This window comes from Thomasclavelia sp. (genome assembly GCF_017889095.1).
In the GTDB taxonomy this organism is placed as follows: Bacteria; Bacillota_I; Bacilli_A; order Erysipelotrichales; family Coprobacillaceae; genus Thomasclavelia.
Window position 1 is genome coordinate 1 of the sequence record NZ_JAGHEW010000249.1, and the last position, 15,520, is coordinate 15,520.

Consider the following 15,520-nt stretch of genomic DNA (forward strand, 5'->3'; position numbering starts at 1 on the left):
ATAAAACTTTAGAAAATTACGCTAAAGCTAAACAAAAGCTATTTATGAAAACAAGAAATAAAAAAATTGCTGTAATTAATGGTGATGATAAACATTATCAAACTTTTATGTTACCTGAAAATAACAATATTGTTATTAGTGAACATGATGGTGATTTAATCATTAAAGAAATTAAATTCACTCATTTAGGAACATCATTTAAATTTGAATATTTAAATCAAGAATATCAAACGACATTAAATATGGTAGGGCGATATAACGTTTATAACTATTTAACAGCGTTGCTTTTGATTACTAATTTAGGTTTTTCAATTGAAAAAATTTTAACCTTAAATGAAAATTTAAAAGCACCAGAAGGAAGAATGGAATTAATCAAATATCAAACTAACAGCGTTTTTGTCGATTTTGCGCATACCCCCGATGCAGTGTTTAATGTTTTAAAAAGTGCTCAGGAATTTAAAATTGGAAAGATTATTACAATAATTGGCTGTGGTGGTGATCGTGATCCACTTAAACGACCAATAATGGGTCAAATAGCGGTTGAAAACAGTGATTATGTTATCTTTACTAGTGATAATCCTCGCAGTGAAGATCCTTTTAAAATCCTTGATGATATAACTGCTAATTTAGTTAAGGACAATTATGAAGTGATTGTTGATCGTAAAGAAGCAATAAAAAAAGCAATGGGATTATTAAAGGAAAATGATATTTTAATGATTCTTGGTAAAGGACATGAAAACTATCAGATCACCAAAGCTGGTAAACAGCATTTTAGTGACCAGGAAGAAGTTTATCGCTATCTTGAGGAAAATAAATAATGCGGATCCAACAAATTGATATTAGTGAAATTGAATTTAAGGAAACTGAATATAGTGATAGTTTATTGGCATCAATTAAACGAATCGGTCTATCACTTCCAATTAAAGTAAAATTAGAAAATAATCGTTATTATTGTGTTGATGGTCATAAACGCTTAAGTGCTATTAGCCAGATTAATGATCATGAATTGTATCAAAAAAGAAGAAAAATAAATATAGTAATTGTTAATAATGGTGATCTAAGATCAAATGACTGTTGGCGCAGTCGAAATTATCATTAACAGTATAATTGCTCCTTTATTGGCGATAATGGTTATAAGTAGTTTGCAATCGGCTTATTTTGTGATAAAATAAGGTTATAAAAGGGAGTAGTTAGCCAAACGGTTTACGATGCGTCAACACGATAAGATTATCCGTATCGTAATTAAACAACGAGACTTTTATTGTATGCAAGTACGATAAAAGTCTCTTTTTTGTTAGAAGGAGTGAAAATTTATGAATTATAATCAAACGATTGAAGAGTTGGCACAAAAATTTTCGACCGATTTAAAACATGGTCTAACTGACAAGCAAGTTAATGAATCTTTAGAAAAATATGGTTTAAATGAGCTGGAAAAAGCTGAAAAACAACCATTGATCGTCCGTTTTTTATTACAGTTTAAAGATGCTTTGACAATTATTTTAATTATTGCAGCTATTGTCAGTATCATTGTTGAGCCAAGTGAATGGATCGATAGTGTTATTATTGTTTTTGTTGTAATTGTTAATGCAATTTTAGGATTAATTCAAGAAAATAATGCTCAAAGAGCCCTAGAAGCATTACAAAAAATGGCCAGCCCCCATGCTAAAATTATTCGTAATGGTAAGTTAAAAACAATTGAAGCTAGCCAAATTGTTCCTGGTGATTTGTTAGTATTAGAAGCAGGTGACTGTATTGCTAGTGATGGGCGCTTAATTGAAGCTTTTAATTTAAAGGTCGATGAAAGTGCTTTGACCGGTGAAAGTGTTCCAGTTGAAAAAAATGATTTAATTATTGATCAAGATGAAGTTCCATTGGCCCAGCGTACTAATATGGTTTATGCCTCATGTAATGTTACTTACGGTAGGGGGATTGCAATTGTCGTAGCTACTGGTAAAGATAATGAAGTTGGTAAAATTGCGACAATGCTAAAACAAACTGATCAAGAAACTACTCCTTTACAACAGCAGTTAAGCCAAATTGGTAAAATGATCGGAATGATTTGTATTGTTATTTGTATCGTTGTTTTTATCATGGAGTCATTAGAAGGCTTAAATTTTTTAGAAGCGTTTAAAACTTCAGTGGCATTAGCGGTAGCAGCTATTCCTGAAGGACTGGCAACGGTAGTAACTGTTGTTCTAGCTTTAAGCGTTCAAAGAATGGTCAAGAAAAATGCAATTGTTAAAAGTTTACCTGCAGTAGAAACGTTAGGAAGTACGTCAATTGTTTGTAGTGATAAAACGGGTACGTTAACGCAAAATAAAATGACTGTTGTTAAAACTTATTGTTATCAAGAAGAAATTGAATTGATTGAAACAGCAAGTCAAAAAACAAAACAGTTATTAAATTATTTTACGTTATGCTGTGATGGAACGATTTCATTTGAAAACGGTAAGGAAGTTAGTATTGGTGATCCTACGGAAACAGCCTTAGTAAAAGCCAGTTTAGAAAAAGGATTTAGTAAAGCAGCTTTGAATGAACAATATCCACGTTTTAATGAATTGGCTTTTGATAGTGATCGGAAGATGATGACGGTTTTTGTAAAAGATAATGGTAAAATTTTATCAATTACCAAAGGCGGTCCTGATGTTATCTTTGCTCGCTGTAAAAATATTGATCTTCAAGAAGTTAATCGCGTTAATGAAGCAATGTCTAATGAAGCCTTACGAGTATTAGCTCTAGGAATTCGTTACTGGGATCAAGAACCAGAAGCATATACTAGTGAAATCGTTGAACAAGATCTTACTTTCATGGGTATGGTTGGAATGATTGATCCACCACGGCAAGAAGCTAAACAGGCTGTTAAACAGGCTAAAAGTGCCGGTGTACGAACAATCATGATTACTGGTGACCATGTAGTTACCGCTAGTGCCATTGCCAGCAGTTTGGGGATTTTACAGCCGGGTCAAAAAGCAATCATGGGTAGTGAACTAGAAAAAATGAGTGATGCAGAATTGGAAGAACATATTGAAGAATATTCAGTTTATGCCAGAGTTGCCCCTGAACATAAAGTAAGGATCGTTAAAGCTTGGAAAGCTAAAGGTAAGATCGTAGCCATGACTGGTGATGGTGTTAATGATTCACCAGCTTTAAAAGCAGCTGATATAGGTGTTGGTATGGGAATTACCGGAACTGATGTTGCTAAAGGAGCAGCTGATATGATCTTAACCGATGATAATTTTGCTACGATCATTACTTCAATCAAAGAAGGCCGTGGAATTTTTGATAATATCAAAAAAGATGTACAGTTCTTGTTATCAAGTAATATTGGTGAAGTAATTACGATTTTTGGGGCTTCATTAATATCTTTGCTTACGCCATATAATTTAGGCGTGCCATTATTACCAATTCATTTATTATGGGTCAATTTAATTACGGATACTTTACCAGCCTTTGCTTTAGGAGTAGAACCAGTTGAAGCTGATATCATGGAAAGAAAGCCACGTAATAAAAATGAAAACTTTTTTGCAGATGGTCTTGGATTTACAATTGCCTGGCAAGGTCTAATGATTGGTGTTTTAACCTTAATTGCTTATATGATTGGTAATAATCAAGATCATACTATTGGAATGACAATGGCTTTTATTACTTTATGTGGCTGCCAGTTAGTTCATGCATTCAACGTAAAAAGTAGTAAATCAATTTTAAATCGAACGTTATTTAGTAATCCACATCTCTGGGGTGCCCTGGCAGCTGGATTATTATTACAAGTAATTATTTTAGCGGTTCCTGAATTAAGTATGATCTTTAAATTGCAGCGATTAAATGCTTGGCAATGGACAATTTGTCTTGCGTTGTGTTTAACTACGACTTTGATTTGTGAAATTGTTAAATTTGTGCATCGTAACAATAAATAAGTTCTAAATGATAAAATAGAAATTATTAAATTGATTTTTTCAGGCTGTTGATAAAATCGGTTTTAAATTTTTGATTTTTTAAATAACCAGTTTGACAACATGTAAAAGAGCGAAAGCTCTTTTCTTTTAGAATATTTTGCTTTATAATGTTAGTGTTTATTTAAATAGGGAGGAAACGTTATGATTTGTAAACAATGTGGCAAAGAAATTGAAGATAATGCAAGATTTTGTCCTGAATGTGGTGCTGCAGTTGAAAACAGCAATGCTGCTAGTGGTAATAACTTTGAACAGACAACTGCTAATATTCAAGATAAAGTTGATGGATTTACGCAAAATATGAAGCAAAAAGAAGTTGAAATTTCTGGTAAAAAATTTAATATGCTTGAAGTGGTGACTTTTGCTTCAACAATTATTGCAATAGTTGCCTGCTTTTTACCATTTATCTCAGTTAGCTATTATAGTCTTAGTTTGATGGATGCTGGAAAAGATGCTATTATCTTTATAGTATTAGCTGTAGGAGCTAGTGTTTTGACTTATCTTCGTCAAGATTTACCAGCGATGTGTGTTTCAATTGTTACGGCAGTATATTTATTTATGGAATATACTGATGTAAAAGATACTTTAGGTTCTTATGCTAGTTTATCAATGGGATTTTATTTGATGCTTTTAGCAGTAGCTGGACTAATCATTAGCACTTTATTAGTGTATTTAGATGGAAAAAAACAAATGAACTAACGGTAAATGCCGTTAGTTTTTATTATATTATTTGCTTTTTGCAGGTAAATTGACTATAATAGTATCGAAAAATAAGTCTTCAGGGCAGGGTGTAATTCCCGACCGGTGGTAAAAGTCCACGAGCGCAAGCTGAATAGGTGCAATTCCTATACCGACAGTAAAGTCTGGATGGAAGAAGAACATAGTTAAAGTGTTTTTGTCGTGAAGATTGTATTTTCATGATTTTTTTATTTTTAAGGAGAAATATTATGAAAAGTACGAAGACAAGAAAATTAGTACTGGCAGCTGTTTTAGCGGCCTTAGCAATGATTTTAGGATTACTGGAGATTCCTTACCCTTTAGCACCATGGTTGAATTTGGATTTATCAGAAGTGGTCGTGTTAGTAGCAATTTCAATGTTAGGATTTAAAACTGCTTTGTTTGTATGTGTGTGTAAGTTTTTTATTTCCATTTTATTTAAAGGACCAGTTGGACCAATTGCGATTGGTCAAATAACGGCTTTGATTGCATCAATGACGATCTGTTTGGTTTATTATTATTTATCAAAGTATTTTAAATTAAAAAATGAACTATTAACTTATATTATTAATATGATCATGACGATGTTTGTTTTTGCAATGGTGATGTTTATTTTGAACTATTTATTTGTAACCCCAACTTATTTAATGCAAAAACCAATCTGGTATACACAATTGCCATTTGCGGTTGATATTCAGGCGTTTAATCAGCAGTATGGTACTAATATAGCGGTTCCAGGCTTTCTAAATTTTTTATCATCCTATGGTCAGGCAATCTTCATTATTTATTTTCCGTTTAATTTTATCAAAGGAATTATTTCTGGGATTGTTTATTATTTCGTTCGTCCGATTGAAACTAAATTTAAAGAAATATCATAAATTAAAAAGCAGGTCCTCCTGCTTTTTAATTATTATTCAATTTCAATTGCGCCTTCTGGACAAAATTGAGCTGCTTCTTCACCGTTAACCATAATATCAAATTCATTGATTACTTCAGCTACACCATCATCATTAATCGCAAAAACATCTGGTGCAATTTCTATACATACTCCACATCCAATGCATTTATCATTTACAGTAATAGCCATGTTTTCCCCTCCTTTATTATCATTATAATCTAAAAAAATAGAATTTCCAAGATTCATAAATGAAACTTAAATTGAGAGTAAAAAGCATATATTTTATAAATACAAAAAAAGACCATACTTACTATGATCTTTTAATTATAATTATTCTTCAACTTCAATTGCTTCAACTGGACAGCATTCAGCAGCTTCTTTAGCACCATCGATATTTGCGTCATCGATTACTTCTGCTAAACCGTCATCATTAAGTGCGAAAACATCTGCTGCAACTCCAGTGCATGCTCCACATCCGATGCAATTATCATTTATAGTAATTTTAGCCATTTTAATTCCTCCTTTGATATCATTATAACCCAAAAGAAAAGGAATTTCCAATATTTATAAATAAAACTTAAGTTTAAAAGTAAAAAAGCGGATAAAAAGAATAAAACAGTAACAAAAAAATCTACAAATAGTGATATCGAACGATTATTTTGATTTTTTAAATACAAAAAAAGACCATAATAATATGATCTTATAATTATTCTTCAACCTCAATTGCTGCAATTGGACATCCGTCAACCGCTTCTTTAGCACCCTCAATATTTGTATCATTAATTACTTCTGCTACCATGCCATCATTAAGTGCAAAAACATCTGGTGCAATTGCTGTACATGCTCCACATCCAATACAATTATCTTTGATCGTAATTTTAGCCATTTTAATTCCTCCCTTATTGCCATTATAACTTAAAAAAAATGAATTTCCAATATTTATAATAAATTACTAAAAAAGTATGTTATAATGTAGCACGAAAGGGTGATTTTAGGTGGATAATTCACGTGTAAGCAAATATCGGAAGTTAAGAGAAGGAATTAAAGATGAAGTTGGAATAAATCGAGATAGTGGTGTTGATAATAATATTGATAATCACGAAGATGATGATGACGATTTTTTATTATCAGTAAACCGGGCTTTTCGTAGTGAACGAAAAGATATAGATCTTGAAGATACTCTAACTGAAGCTAAAACATTTGAACAAATGCGTCAAGAAAGCAGTGAAGAAATTGATCGTGCTTTACGCAGTGCTAAAGTAAGTGTTGGCAAAGCTGCTCACTACAATACGCGAATGGATATTTTAAATAAAATTAGAGATCCAGAAAAACAGGTAGTTCGTTTAAATAAATTTGATAATGTCAGTACTTCACAATTTTCTAAAGGTTATTTTGTAAATGAGGATAATGAAGAAAACGATATCGAAGCAAAAATAAAAGAAGAAAAGAAAAAGATGACTTTAATGGAACGTTTAGCTAGTATGTCGCCAGAAGAAGATGCCAAAAAAGCTAAAATGGTCATGGAAGAAGTCGATCATGATGAAATAGAAGAAGAACTAGAAGAAAATGAAGTTGAACCAGCATTACAACAAACTAAATCGTTAGAAGAAATGCTTAAAGAAATAAAAGAAAAAGATCAGCGTGAAGTTGCCAAAGCGTTACAAGAAAAAGAAGCAACCAATGCTTATCAAGAAATAAAAATTGAAGAAGAAATAACTGAAGATAATGAAGAAATCGAAGAAGTAAATGGTGATAAAAATGATCGCATTGCAACTGTTTTAAATTATATTATTATCATTTTAGTTATTGTATTTGTCGGATTATGTGGTATGATTGGATATCAGTTATTCTTTTAAACTAAGGTTACCCTTAGTTTTTTTAAAAAAATTGGAGGTAATTAAAGGATGAAAAAAATTTCAATTGCAATTGATGGACCTAGTGCAGCAGGCAAAAGTACCATCGCTAAAATTATTGCTAAGAAATTAGACTATGTATATATAGATACTGGAGCAATGTATCGTTGTGTAGGATATTATTGTTTAAATAATGATGTTGATTTAGATGATGAAACTGCTGTTAGCAAAGCGTTAAAGGATATAAAGATTGAAATGGATAGTGCTAATCAGGTTTATTTAAATCAAATAAATGTCAGTCAGGATATTCGTAAAGATGAAATTTCAATGGCTGCTAGTGTTATTTCTAAATATCAGCCTGTCAGAGATTTTTTAGTTAAACAACAGCGTCAAATGGCAAGTCTTGGTGGAGTAATCTTAGATGGAAGAGATATTGGTACGGTAGTATTACCAAATGCTGATTTGAAAATCTATCAGGTTGCTAGCAGTAAAACGCGAGCTAAAAGACGGTATTTAGAAAATTTAGAGCGTGGGTTAGAGGCTGATTTACAAACGATTCAAGAAGAAATTGAAGAACGTGATTATCAGGATATGCATCGACAAATATCACCATTAAAAAAAGCTGATGATGCAATTGAAATTGATACTTCTGATTTAACTCTAGATCAAGTAGTTGAAAAAGTGATGGAATTAATCATAGTTAAACAAAAGGAGGAATAATATGGCTGGAATTGTTGCTATTGTTGGTAGAGCCAATGTTGGTAAATCGACTATTTTTAATCGAATCGTCGGTGAAAGGGTTTCTATTGTAGAAGATATTGCCGGGGTAACTCGAGATCGGATTTATGCTACGGCATCATGGCTAACTAAAGAATTTAGAGTTATTGATACCGGGGGAATTGAATTAGAAAATGCTTCATTTACGACCCAAATTAAAATGCAGGCAGAAATTGCAATTGAAGAAGCGGATTTAATTGTCTTTGTAGTCAATGGTCGTGAAGGGATAACGCGTGAAGATGAATTTGTAGCTCGTTTACTACAAAAAACTAAAAAGCCGGTTTTATTAGCAGTTAATAAAATAGATGATGTATCATTAAAAGATAATATATATGAATTTTATAGTTTAGGTGTTGGTGATCCAATTGCGGTTTCGGGAAGTCATGGAATTGGAATTGGTGATTTGCTTGATGAAATAGTTAAACAGCTTGATTTTAGTGAAGATGAATTTGATGAAGATGAGATTCGTTTTTCTATCATAGGACGTCCTAATGTTGGTAAGTCTTCATTAACTAATGCAATATTAGGTGAAGAACGGGTAATTGTTTCCGATGTTGCGGGAACAACTCGTGATGCCATTGATACTGTTTTTGAAAAAGATGGTCAAAAATATCGAGTTATTGATACTGCAGGAATGCGTAAACGTGGGAAAATTTACGAAAATGTGGAAAAATATTCGATTTTAAGAGCGATGAGTGCTATTGAAAAAAGTGATGTAATTATCGTTGTTGTTGATGGTAGTGGAAAAATCGTTGAACAAGATAAACATGTAGCCGGGTATGGACACGAATCAGGTAAAGGAGTTATCCTGGTAGTTAATAAATGGGACTTAGTTGCTAAAGATGGAAAAACGATGAATAAGACAGAAAAAGAATTAAGAAGTCAGTTTAAATATTTGGATTATGCAAGAATTATCTTTATTTCTGCTAAAACACATCAACGGGTCGATCAATTATTCCCATTGATTGAAGAAGCTTATTTTAATTCTTATAAACGAGTTCAAACTAGTGTTTTAAATGATGTATTAGTTGATGCTCAGGCGATGAATCCAACAACTACTTTTAATGGTGGACGGTTAAAGATTTTTTATGCGAATCAAGTTAGTGTTGCTCCGCCAACTTTTGTCCTATTTGTCAATGATCCTCAATATATGCATTTTAGTTATAAGCGCTATTTGGAAAATAGATTAAGAGAAGCGTTTGGTTTTGAAGGAACACCAATTCATATTATTTGTCGCAAACGGGATTAATAGGAGGAAAATATGAGTAAAATTGCTGTTTTAGGAACTGGAAGCTGGGCAACAGCTTTAAGTCGGGTCTTAGTTGACAATCAAAATGAAATAATCATGTATGGAATTGACCAGAGTCAAATTGATGATATTAATCAAAACCATCAAAATCAGGCATTTTTCAAAGATGTATATTTAGAAACAGAAATTAAAGCAACTAATAATTTAGAAGAAGCATTAAAAGATATGGATTATCTTTTAATAACGATTCCAACACAGTATGTAAAAGATACTTTAGAAAAGGTCAAACCTTATATTGATCATAAGATCACTGTAATTAATGCCGCTAAAGGATTTGATTTAGGTACTAATATGCGGATGTCAGATACAATTAGAAGTGTCTTAGATGAAAGTTTGATCAATCCCGTTGTTTCTTTGATTGGACCAAGTCATGCTGAAGAAGTAGTAATTAGGATGTTAACGACAGTATGTGCAGTTTCATTAGATGATGATATGGCTCGAGATGTACAAATGTTATTTTCTAATGACTATTTTAGAGTATATCGTTTGCAAGATGAAGTTGGAGCTGAATATGGGGTGGCCATTAAAAATGTTATTGCAGTAGCTGCCGGGGTCTTAAGTGGTCTTGGTTATGGTGATAATACTAAGGCGGCTTTGATTACCAGAGGATTAGCCGAAATGGTGCGCTACGGAATGAAAAAAGGTGGTCGTTTAGAAACATATATGGGCTTAACTGGAGTTGGTGATTTAATAGTTACCTGCTCATCAATTCATTCGCGTAATTTCCAGGCTGGATTAGAAATTGGTAAAACTAACGATGCTCGTTCATTCATGAAAAATAATACTAAGACTTGTGAAGGAATTAGAACTTGTCGGGTCATTTATGAAGATGCCAAAAAATATAGTGATATTGAATTACCAATCATTAATGCTATTTATAATGTATTATATAAAAATCATGAACCAAAACGGGAAATCCAGCAGTTGATGCGTCGGGAATTAAAAATCGAAGGGTAACCTTCTTTAAAAACTTTCATATTATATAGTGGTGATAATATGAAAGATGAAGATATTTTTTTAGACAAGGTAGTTAAGAAAACTAACGTTAATAAAAAAGAGATCATGAAACTGGCAAGTGATTTGCAAACTAAAGATCTTAATAATGAAAATGATATTCGCGAGTTTATTATGTCAGTAGCTAAGGTTACAAATAAGTCGATTAGTACTAATAAAGTTGATAAATTAGTGTCGATGATCAAAAATAATAAAATTCCTCGGGATATCGATCGAATGGTTTAAACAAAATGATAAAATAAACGATAAAAACAAATATTTTTTATGTTGACTTATGGTGGCATTTTATATATAATTGTCATTGCGGTTATGGAAAGGTGATTATTTTGAAATACAATTTACAATGGATTATTAAACATCATGGAAAATTTGACTTTGAAGAAGGCATTACATTCCCTTCACAGATGTTTGACCAGTATGCTCAAATTAATGACTTAAAGGACATTATTGTTTCAGGAACCGGAAATCTTGATTCAAATGCAAAACGCCTTTATGTTGATCTTCATATCAAAGGAACAATGATTCTCCCATGCGCTCTTACATTGGAGGATGTTGATTATCCTTTTGAAATAAGTTCAACAGAAGTCTTTGCTTTTGACAAACCTGATCCTCTAGAAGATATTCATGAGGTAAAGAAAGATATTGTCGATCTTACTCCAGTCGTATTTGAAAATATTATGCTGGAGGTACCGATGCGGGTAGTAAAAGACGGCGCAAATATTAAATCTGAAGGAAAAGGTTGGAAAATATTAGATAGCACTACTAGCAAGACCAGTGATGAAGATTACATTGATCCTAGATTAGCTAAGTTGAAAGATTATTTTAAAGATAAATAGGAGGGTTATACTGATGGCAGTACCATTTAGACGAGTATCTAGTACAAAAAGAGATAAGAGAAGAACACATGATAAACTTACAGCTCCTGCTGTAGTTGTTTGTCCAGAATGCGGTGAATACAAATTATCTCATCGTGTTTGCAAACATTGCGGTACTTATAAAGGACAAAAAGTTTTATAAAATTTGTTTTTTGAAGCACTATCTTAATGATAGTGCTTTTTTTTGTTATTTATAAATATTTCTAAAAAGTCTATACAAACGAAACAATTAAGTATATAATGAGTGGTAAGAAGTGTTAAATCGTGGTATGAAGTGTTAAGAAGTGGGTGATTAATAATGTTTATGGGTCAATTTAAGCATAACATCGACGCCAAAGGGCGTCTTATTATTCCCTCTAAAATAAGAGAGCAATGTGGTGATACAGTTGTGATCACTCGCGGATTAGACGGATGTCTAGCTTTATACACGATGGATGGCTGGAATGAATATTACGAAAAATTACACAAATTACCCACAACAAAAAAACAGGCTCGTGATTATGTCAGAATTGTTACAGCAATGGCTGATGACCTTACTTTTGATAAATTAGGAAGAGTAAATATCTCATCGTTTTTACGAAAAGCCGGAAATTTAGAAAAAGAATGTATGATCATTGGAGCTGGTGATCATGTGGAAATTTGGGATAAGGATCGCTGGGAAAGTTATTATGATTTGAAAAAAGATAGTTTTGATGAACTTTGCGAATCCCTTGAAGATTTTGATTTATAGGAGAAGAAAATGTTTGAACATGTAACCGTTTTATTAAATGAAGCAGTTGAAGGTTTAAAAATAAAAGAAGATGGTATTTATGTTGATTGTACTTTAGGTGGTGCCGGGCATAGTATGGCTATTTTAAAACAGTTGACATCGGGTCATTTATACTGTTTTGATCAGGACCAGACTGCAATTGAAGCAGCCAGAAAAAGATTAGCGACAATTAGCGATAACTTTACCATTTTTTACTCCAATTTTGTCAATTTAAAAGCAATGCTGGCAAAGGAAAATATCTTTAAAGTTGATGGTATTCTTTTTGATCTAGGGGTGTCTTCACCGCAATTTGATACTGGCGAGCGTGGTTTTAGTTATAATCTAGATGCTCGTTTAGATATGCGCATGGATAATGCTAATCCTCTAGATGCTTATACGATCGTTAATACCTGGTCGTATCAGCAAATCGTGGAAATATTATATAAATATGCTGATGAAAAATTTGCTAAACAGATTGCTCGAAAAATCGAACAAAAACGAAAGCAAAAACCGATCGAAACAACTTTTGAATTAGTTGAAATCATCAAAGAAGCTTTGCCTGCTTCGGTACTTAAAAAGAAAGGACATCCAGCTAAAAAAACATTCCAGGCTTTACGAATTGCGGTTAATGATGAATTAAATGTATTTGATAAAGCTTTAAAAGATGCCTTAGATTTATTAAACGTTAATGGACGTATCGCAGTAATAACCTTCCATAGTTTAGAAGATAAAATTTGTAAATATACTTTTAATGATGTTAGTAAATTAAAAGATGTACCGGCAAATTTGCCGATAATTCCTGATTATTTGCAACCAAAATTTAAATTAGTCAATCGTAAACCGATTGTCGCTAGCGAAGCTGAATTAAGTGCTAATCATCGGGCGCATTCAGCAAAACTGAGAATAATTGAAAGGGTGGTCGAAGATGAAACATAGAAAAAAAAGAACAAAATTTGAAGCTTTTGCCCAAAGATTTTTGGTCATTACAACTGTTGTTTTTATTTTTGGGCTAATTGGCGTTAAATCAATGGAATCACAATATAATCGTAATGTCCAGGAGTTAGAAAAAGAAATCGAAACATTAGAAAGTGAAATTGATAGTCTTGAAATGCAAAAACAAGAATTAGCATCATTTTCACGTTTAAATGCTGTTGCTAGTGAAAAAGGATATACATACAGTAATGATGCCGTAGCTGCCTCTGCTACTGTTCCAAGTGAATAATGAAACAATTTAAAAGTGCGACAATTGCCTATATTGTTTTTGCGTTAGTTATTTTTGCTTTAGTTACTAATATTGTTTATCTGGGAGTAAGTGGAAAACATTTAATTAGTGGCGAGGATATTGCCGCTTTTGCTCAATCAAGAGGCAAGGCAAAAACGGTTGAATATGCTAAACGTGGTGAAATAATAACGAGTGATAACCAGGTAGCTGCCTCAACAGTAAAAAAATATAAATTAATTGCAATTTTATCAAGTGATCGAATCAATTTTAGTAAAAAAGCAGCTTATGTTGAGGATATTGTGGCGACAGCTAATGCCATTGCGCCGATTATTGGAATGGATCCTACGGTCATGGCTAACCAAATGCAAGAAAAAGCTAATGCTGGAGCATACCAGGTTGAATTTGGAAGCTATGGCAATAATTTAAGTGCTAATACTAAAAAACAAATCGAAGCTTTAAATCTATCCGGATTAGAATTCCAGGAAAGCAATTCTCGGAATTATCCTTATGGTGATTTTTGCAGTTATATTATTGGCTATGCTAAATCTTATGAAGAAGACAGTGTCAAAAAATTAGTTGGGGAAATGGGATTAGAAGCAATTTATGATGACACATTAGCTGGTGAAAATGGTTATAAATTGTACCAGAAAGATTCTAAAGGTTATATTTTGCCAAATGGAATCTTGGAAGAAAAAGAGGCTAAAAATGGTGAAACTATTTATTTAACGATCAATAGCACATTACAAAGAGAACTAGATTATCAATTAGCTCAAGAAGCAGCGGCTGCGGGTGCATCCAAAGCTTCATGTACGATCATGGAAGCTAAAACTGGTAAGATTTTAGCAACTTCGACTTACCCGTCTTTTGATCCAAATCAGCGAAATATAACTGATTATAAGAATTTCTTATTCGATACTGCTTATGAATGCGGATCGGTTTTTAAAACATTTCCGTATGCAAGCTCAATCGAAAGTGGTTTGTATAATGGACAGGCTACATACGAATCAGGAACTTATGATTATGGTGCCAGTCGACCAATTCACGATCACAACAATGGTGCTGGATGGGGTACGATTACTTTTGATGAAGGTTTCTATCGTTCCAGCAACGTGGCAATTTGTAACTTGTTAGAACGTGGTTATACTAACCGTGATGAAGTAGTGCAAACATACCAGGATCTAGGCTTTTTCCAATCAGCTACTGTTGATGGTTTTGATGCTGCAGCTGGAGTAGCTTTATATGAAAGTGATGATAGTCGGGCTGCTTATTTAACAACCGGTTTTGGCCAAGGTTCGACAGTAACTTCATATCAGTTATTAAAAGCGTATAGTGCTTTTGCAAACGATGGAAAAACCGTTGATCCATATTTGGTAGAACGGGTTGTTAATAACGAAACTAATGAAGTTACTTATTCAGCTAAAACAAATTATTCAAGTCAAATTTTTTCTACGGAAACAGTAAATCAAATTCGCGATTTATTAAAAGGAGTAGTTAGTGATACAACCGGTACTGGTAAAAAGTTTGCATTAACTAATGGAGTGCAAATGATTGGTAAAACGGGAACTGGTCAATTAGTTGAAAATGGAGCTTATTCTTCAACTAATTATACTAAGTCATTTATGGGAATGGCTCCTTATGAAGACCCTCAAATTATTGTTAATATTGTCTTCCAGGGGCCGGATAATGATACAACGACACATCAGGCAAATGTGATTCAAAATGTTATACCAACAGCTTTGTCAATTGTATCATCATATAATGCTAGTGAAATAACTACTAGCAACGATTATCAATTAGATTCATTTACTAATCAAAGCATAGCTTTTGTAAAAGCTAAATTAGAATCAAAATCATTGAATGTCGTAACAATTGGTAATGGCTCTTCGGTTGTTGAACAATACCCGGAAGCAGCGACTAAAGTAACCAAAAATGATCGTGTCTTTTTAAAGACTGAATCACCAGATATTACTTTACCTAATTTTACCGGCTGGTCGCGTAAAGATGTATTAACCTATGCATCGTTATCGGGATTAAATATTACGATTGACGGTCAAAGCGGTCAGGTAGTTAATCAAAGTCTACCGGAAGGAACTGTTGTTCATGCTGGTGATGTTTTAGTAATTGCAATTCAGTAAGGTCTAAGGACCTTACTTTTTT

At 32.8% G+C, this 15,520-nt stretch carries 19 protein-coding genes and 1 riboswitch; of the genes, 16 read left to right on the forward strand and 3 right to left on the reverse strand.

Features of this window, described 5'->3' with window-relative positions; genetic code table 11:
* From J7M77_RS11095 to J7M77_RS11115, 5 genes are all read left to right on the forward strand, one after another.
* On the forward strand, positions 1-818 hold an 818-nt coding region (locus J7M77_RS11095), incomplete at its 5' end, for a Mur ligase family protein (protein WP_296878509.1).
* Entirely contained in the window at positions 818-1,099 is a 282-nt protein-coding gene (locus J7M77_RS11100; RefSeq protein WP_296878511.1) for a ParB/RepB/Spo0J family partition protein, read from the forward strand. The genes J7M77_RS11095 and J7M77_RS11100, both read left to right, overlap by 1 nt.
* A 214-nt stretch (positions 1,100-1,313) precedes the next feature.
* A complete protein-coding gene (locus tag J7M77_RS11105) occupies positions 1,314-3,914 on the forward strand; it encodes a cation-translocating P-type ATPase (RefSeq protein WP_296878513.1) in 2,601 nt (866 codons plus the stop codon).
* Positions 3,915-4,094: 180 nt separating this feature from the next.
* The gene (locus J7M77_RS11110) at positions 4,095-4,649 is read left to right on the forward strand and encodes a zinc ribbon domain-containing protein (protein WP_296878515.1); all 555 of its coding nucleotides are present in this window, start codon (positions 4,095-4,097) and stop codon (positions 4,647-4,649) included.
* Between the two features lie 71 nt (positions 4,650-4,720).
* Positions 4,721-4,833, forward strand: a riboswitch (FMN riboswitch).
* A 34-nt stretch (positions 4,834-4,867) separates the two neighbouring features.
* A complete protein-coding gene (locus J7M77_RS11115) occupies positions 4,868-5,545 on the forward strand; it encodes a Gx transporter family protein (RefSeq protein ID WP_296878517.1) in 678 nt (225 codons plus the stop codon).
* 32 nt (positions 5,546-5,577) lie between these two features.
* On the opposite strand, the gene J7M77_RS11120 is transcribed toward J7M77_RS11115, so the two are convergent.
* From J7M77_RS11120 to J7M77_RS11130, 3 genes are all read right to left on the reverse strand, one after another.
* The gene (locus J7M77_RS11120; protein ID WP_296878519.1) at positions 5,578-5,754 is read right to left on the reverse strand and encodes a ferredoxin; all 177 of its coding nucleotides are present in this window, start codon (positions 5,752-5,754) and stop codon (positions 5,578-5,580) included.
* Positions 5,755-5,895: 141 nt separating this feature from the next.
* The gene (locus tag J7M77_RS11125; protein WP_296878521.1) at positions 5,896-6,075 is read right to left on the reverse strand and encodes a ferredoxin; all 180 of its coding nucleotides are present in this window, start codon (positions 6,073-6,075) and stop codon (positions 5,896-5,898) included.
* A 196-nt stretch (positions 6,076-6,271) separates the two neighbouring features.
* A complete protein-coding gene (locus tag J7M77_RS11130; RefSeq protein WP_296878523.1) occupies positions 6,272-6,451 on the reverse strand; it encodes a ferredoxin in 180 nt (59 codons plus the stop codon).
* 109 nt (positions 6,452-6,560) lie between these two features.
* Here J7M77_RS11130 and J7M77_RS11135 point away from each other — a divergent pair, with 109 nt between their 5' ends.
* The 11 genes from J7M77_RS11135 (at position 6,561) to J7M77_RS11185 (ending at position 15,498) form a co-directional block, all read left to right on the forward strand.
* Positions 6,561-7,421: a hypothetical protein gene (locus tag J7M77_RS11135; RefSeq protein ID WP_296878525.1), complete on the forward strand. Its 861-nt coding sequence runs from the start codon at positions 6,561-6,563 to the stop codon at positions 7,419-7,421.
* A 48-nt stretch (positions 7,422-7,469) separates the two neighbouring features.
* Positions 7,470-8,138 carry a (d)CMP kinase gene (gene cmk, locus J7M77_RS11140; RefSeq protein ID WP_296878527.1) on the forward strand — a complete coding sequence of 223 codons (669 nt, stop codon included), beginning with the start codon at positions 7,470-7,472 and terminating at the stop codon, positions 8,136-8,138.
* 1 nt (position 8,139) lies between these two features.
* A complete protein-coding gene (gene der / locus J7M77_RS11145; RefSeq protein ID WP_296878529.1) occupies positions 8,140-9,444 on the forward strand; it encodes a ribosome biogenesis GTPase Der in 1,305 nt (434 codons plus the stop codon).
* 12 nt (positions 9,445-9,456) lie between these two features.
* A complete protein-coding gene (locus tag J7M77_RS11150) occupies positions 9,457-10,461 on the forward strand; it encodes an NAD(P)H-dependent glycerol-3-phosphate dehydrogenase (protein WP_296878531.1) in 1,005 nt (334 codons plus the stop codon).
* 39 nt (positions 10,462-10,500) lie between these two features.
* Positions 10,501-10,743 (forward strand): stage VI sporulation protein F, encoded by a 243-nt coding sequence (locus tag J7M77_RS11155; RefSeq protein WP_296878533.1) that lies wholly within the window; start codon positions 10,501-10,503, stop codon positions 10,741-10,743.
* A gap of 92 nt (positions 10,744-10,835) precedes the next feature.
* Complete coding sequence (locus J7M77_RS11160) at positions 10,836-11,354, forward strand: DUF177 domain-containing protein (protein WP_296878536.1); 519 nt, start codon at positions 10,836-10,838, stop codon at positions 11,352-11,354.
* A gap of 13 nt (positions 11,355-11,367) precedes the next feature.
* Entirely contained in the window at positions 11,368-11,535 is a 168-nt protein-coding gene (gene rpmF / locus J7M77_RS11165; RefSeq protein ID WP_296878537.1) for a 50S ribosomal protein L32, read from the forward strand.
* A 156-nt stretch (positions 11,536-11,691) separates the two neighbouring features.
* Positions 11,692-12,123, forward strand: a complete 432-nt coding sequence (gene mraZ, locus J7M77_RS11170) for a division/cell wall cluster transcriptional repressor MraZ (protein WP_296878539.1) — start codon at positions 11,692-11,694, stop codon at positions 12,121-12,123.
* Positions 12,124-12,132: 9 nt separating this feature from the next.
* Positions 12,133-13,077 (forward strand): 16S rRNA (cytosine(1402)-N(4))-methyltransferase RsmH, encoded by a 945-nt coding sequence (gene rsmH / locus J7M77_RS11175; RefSeq protein ID WP_296878541.1) that lies wholly within the window; start codon positions 12,133-12,135, stop codon positions 13,075-13,077.
* Positions 13,067-13,363 (forward strand): hypothetical protein, encoded by a 297-nt coding sequence (locus tag J7M77_RS11180; RefSeq protein ID WP_296878543.1) that lies wholly within the window; start codon positions 13,067-13,069, stop codon positions 13,361-13,363. Before rsmH ends, J7M77_RS11180 begins: the two co-directional genes overlap by 11 nt.
* Positions 13,363-15,498: a penicillin-binding protein gene (locus J7M77_RS11185; RefSeq protein ID WP_296878545.1), complete on the forward strand. Its 2,136-nt coding sequence runs from the start codon at positions 13,363-13,365 to the stop codon at positions 15,496-15,498. Before J7M77_RS11180 ends, J7M77_RS11185 begins: the two co-directional genes overlap by 1 nt.
* Positions 15,499-15,520 lie beyond the last annotated feature (22 nt).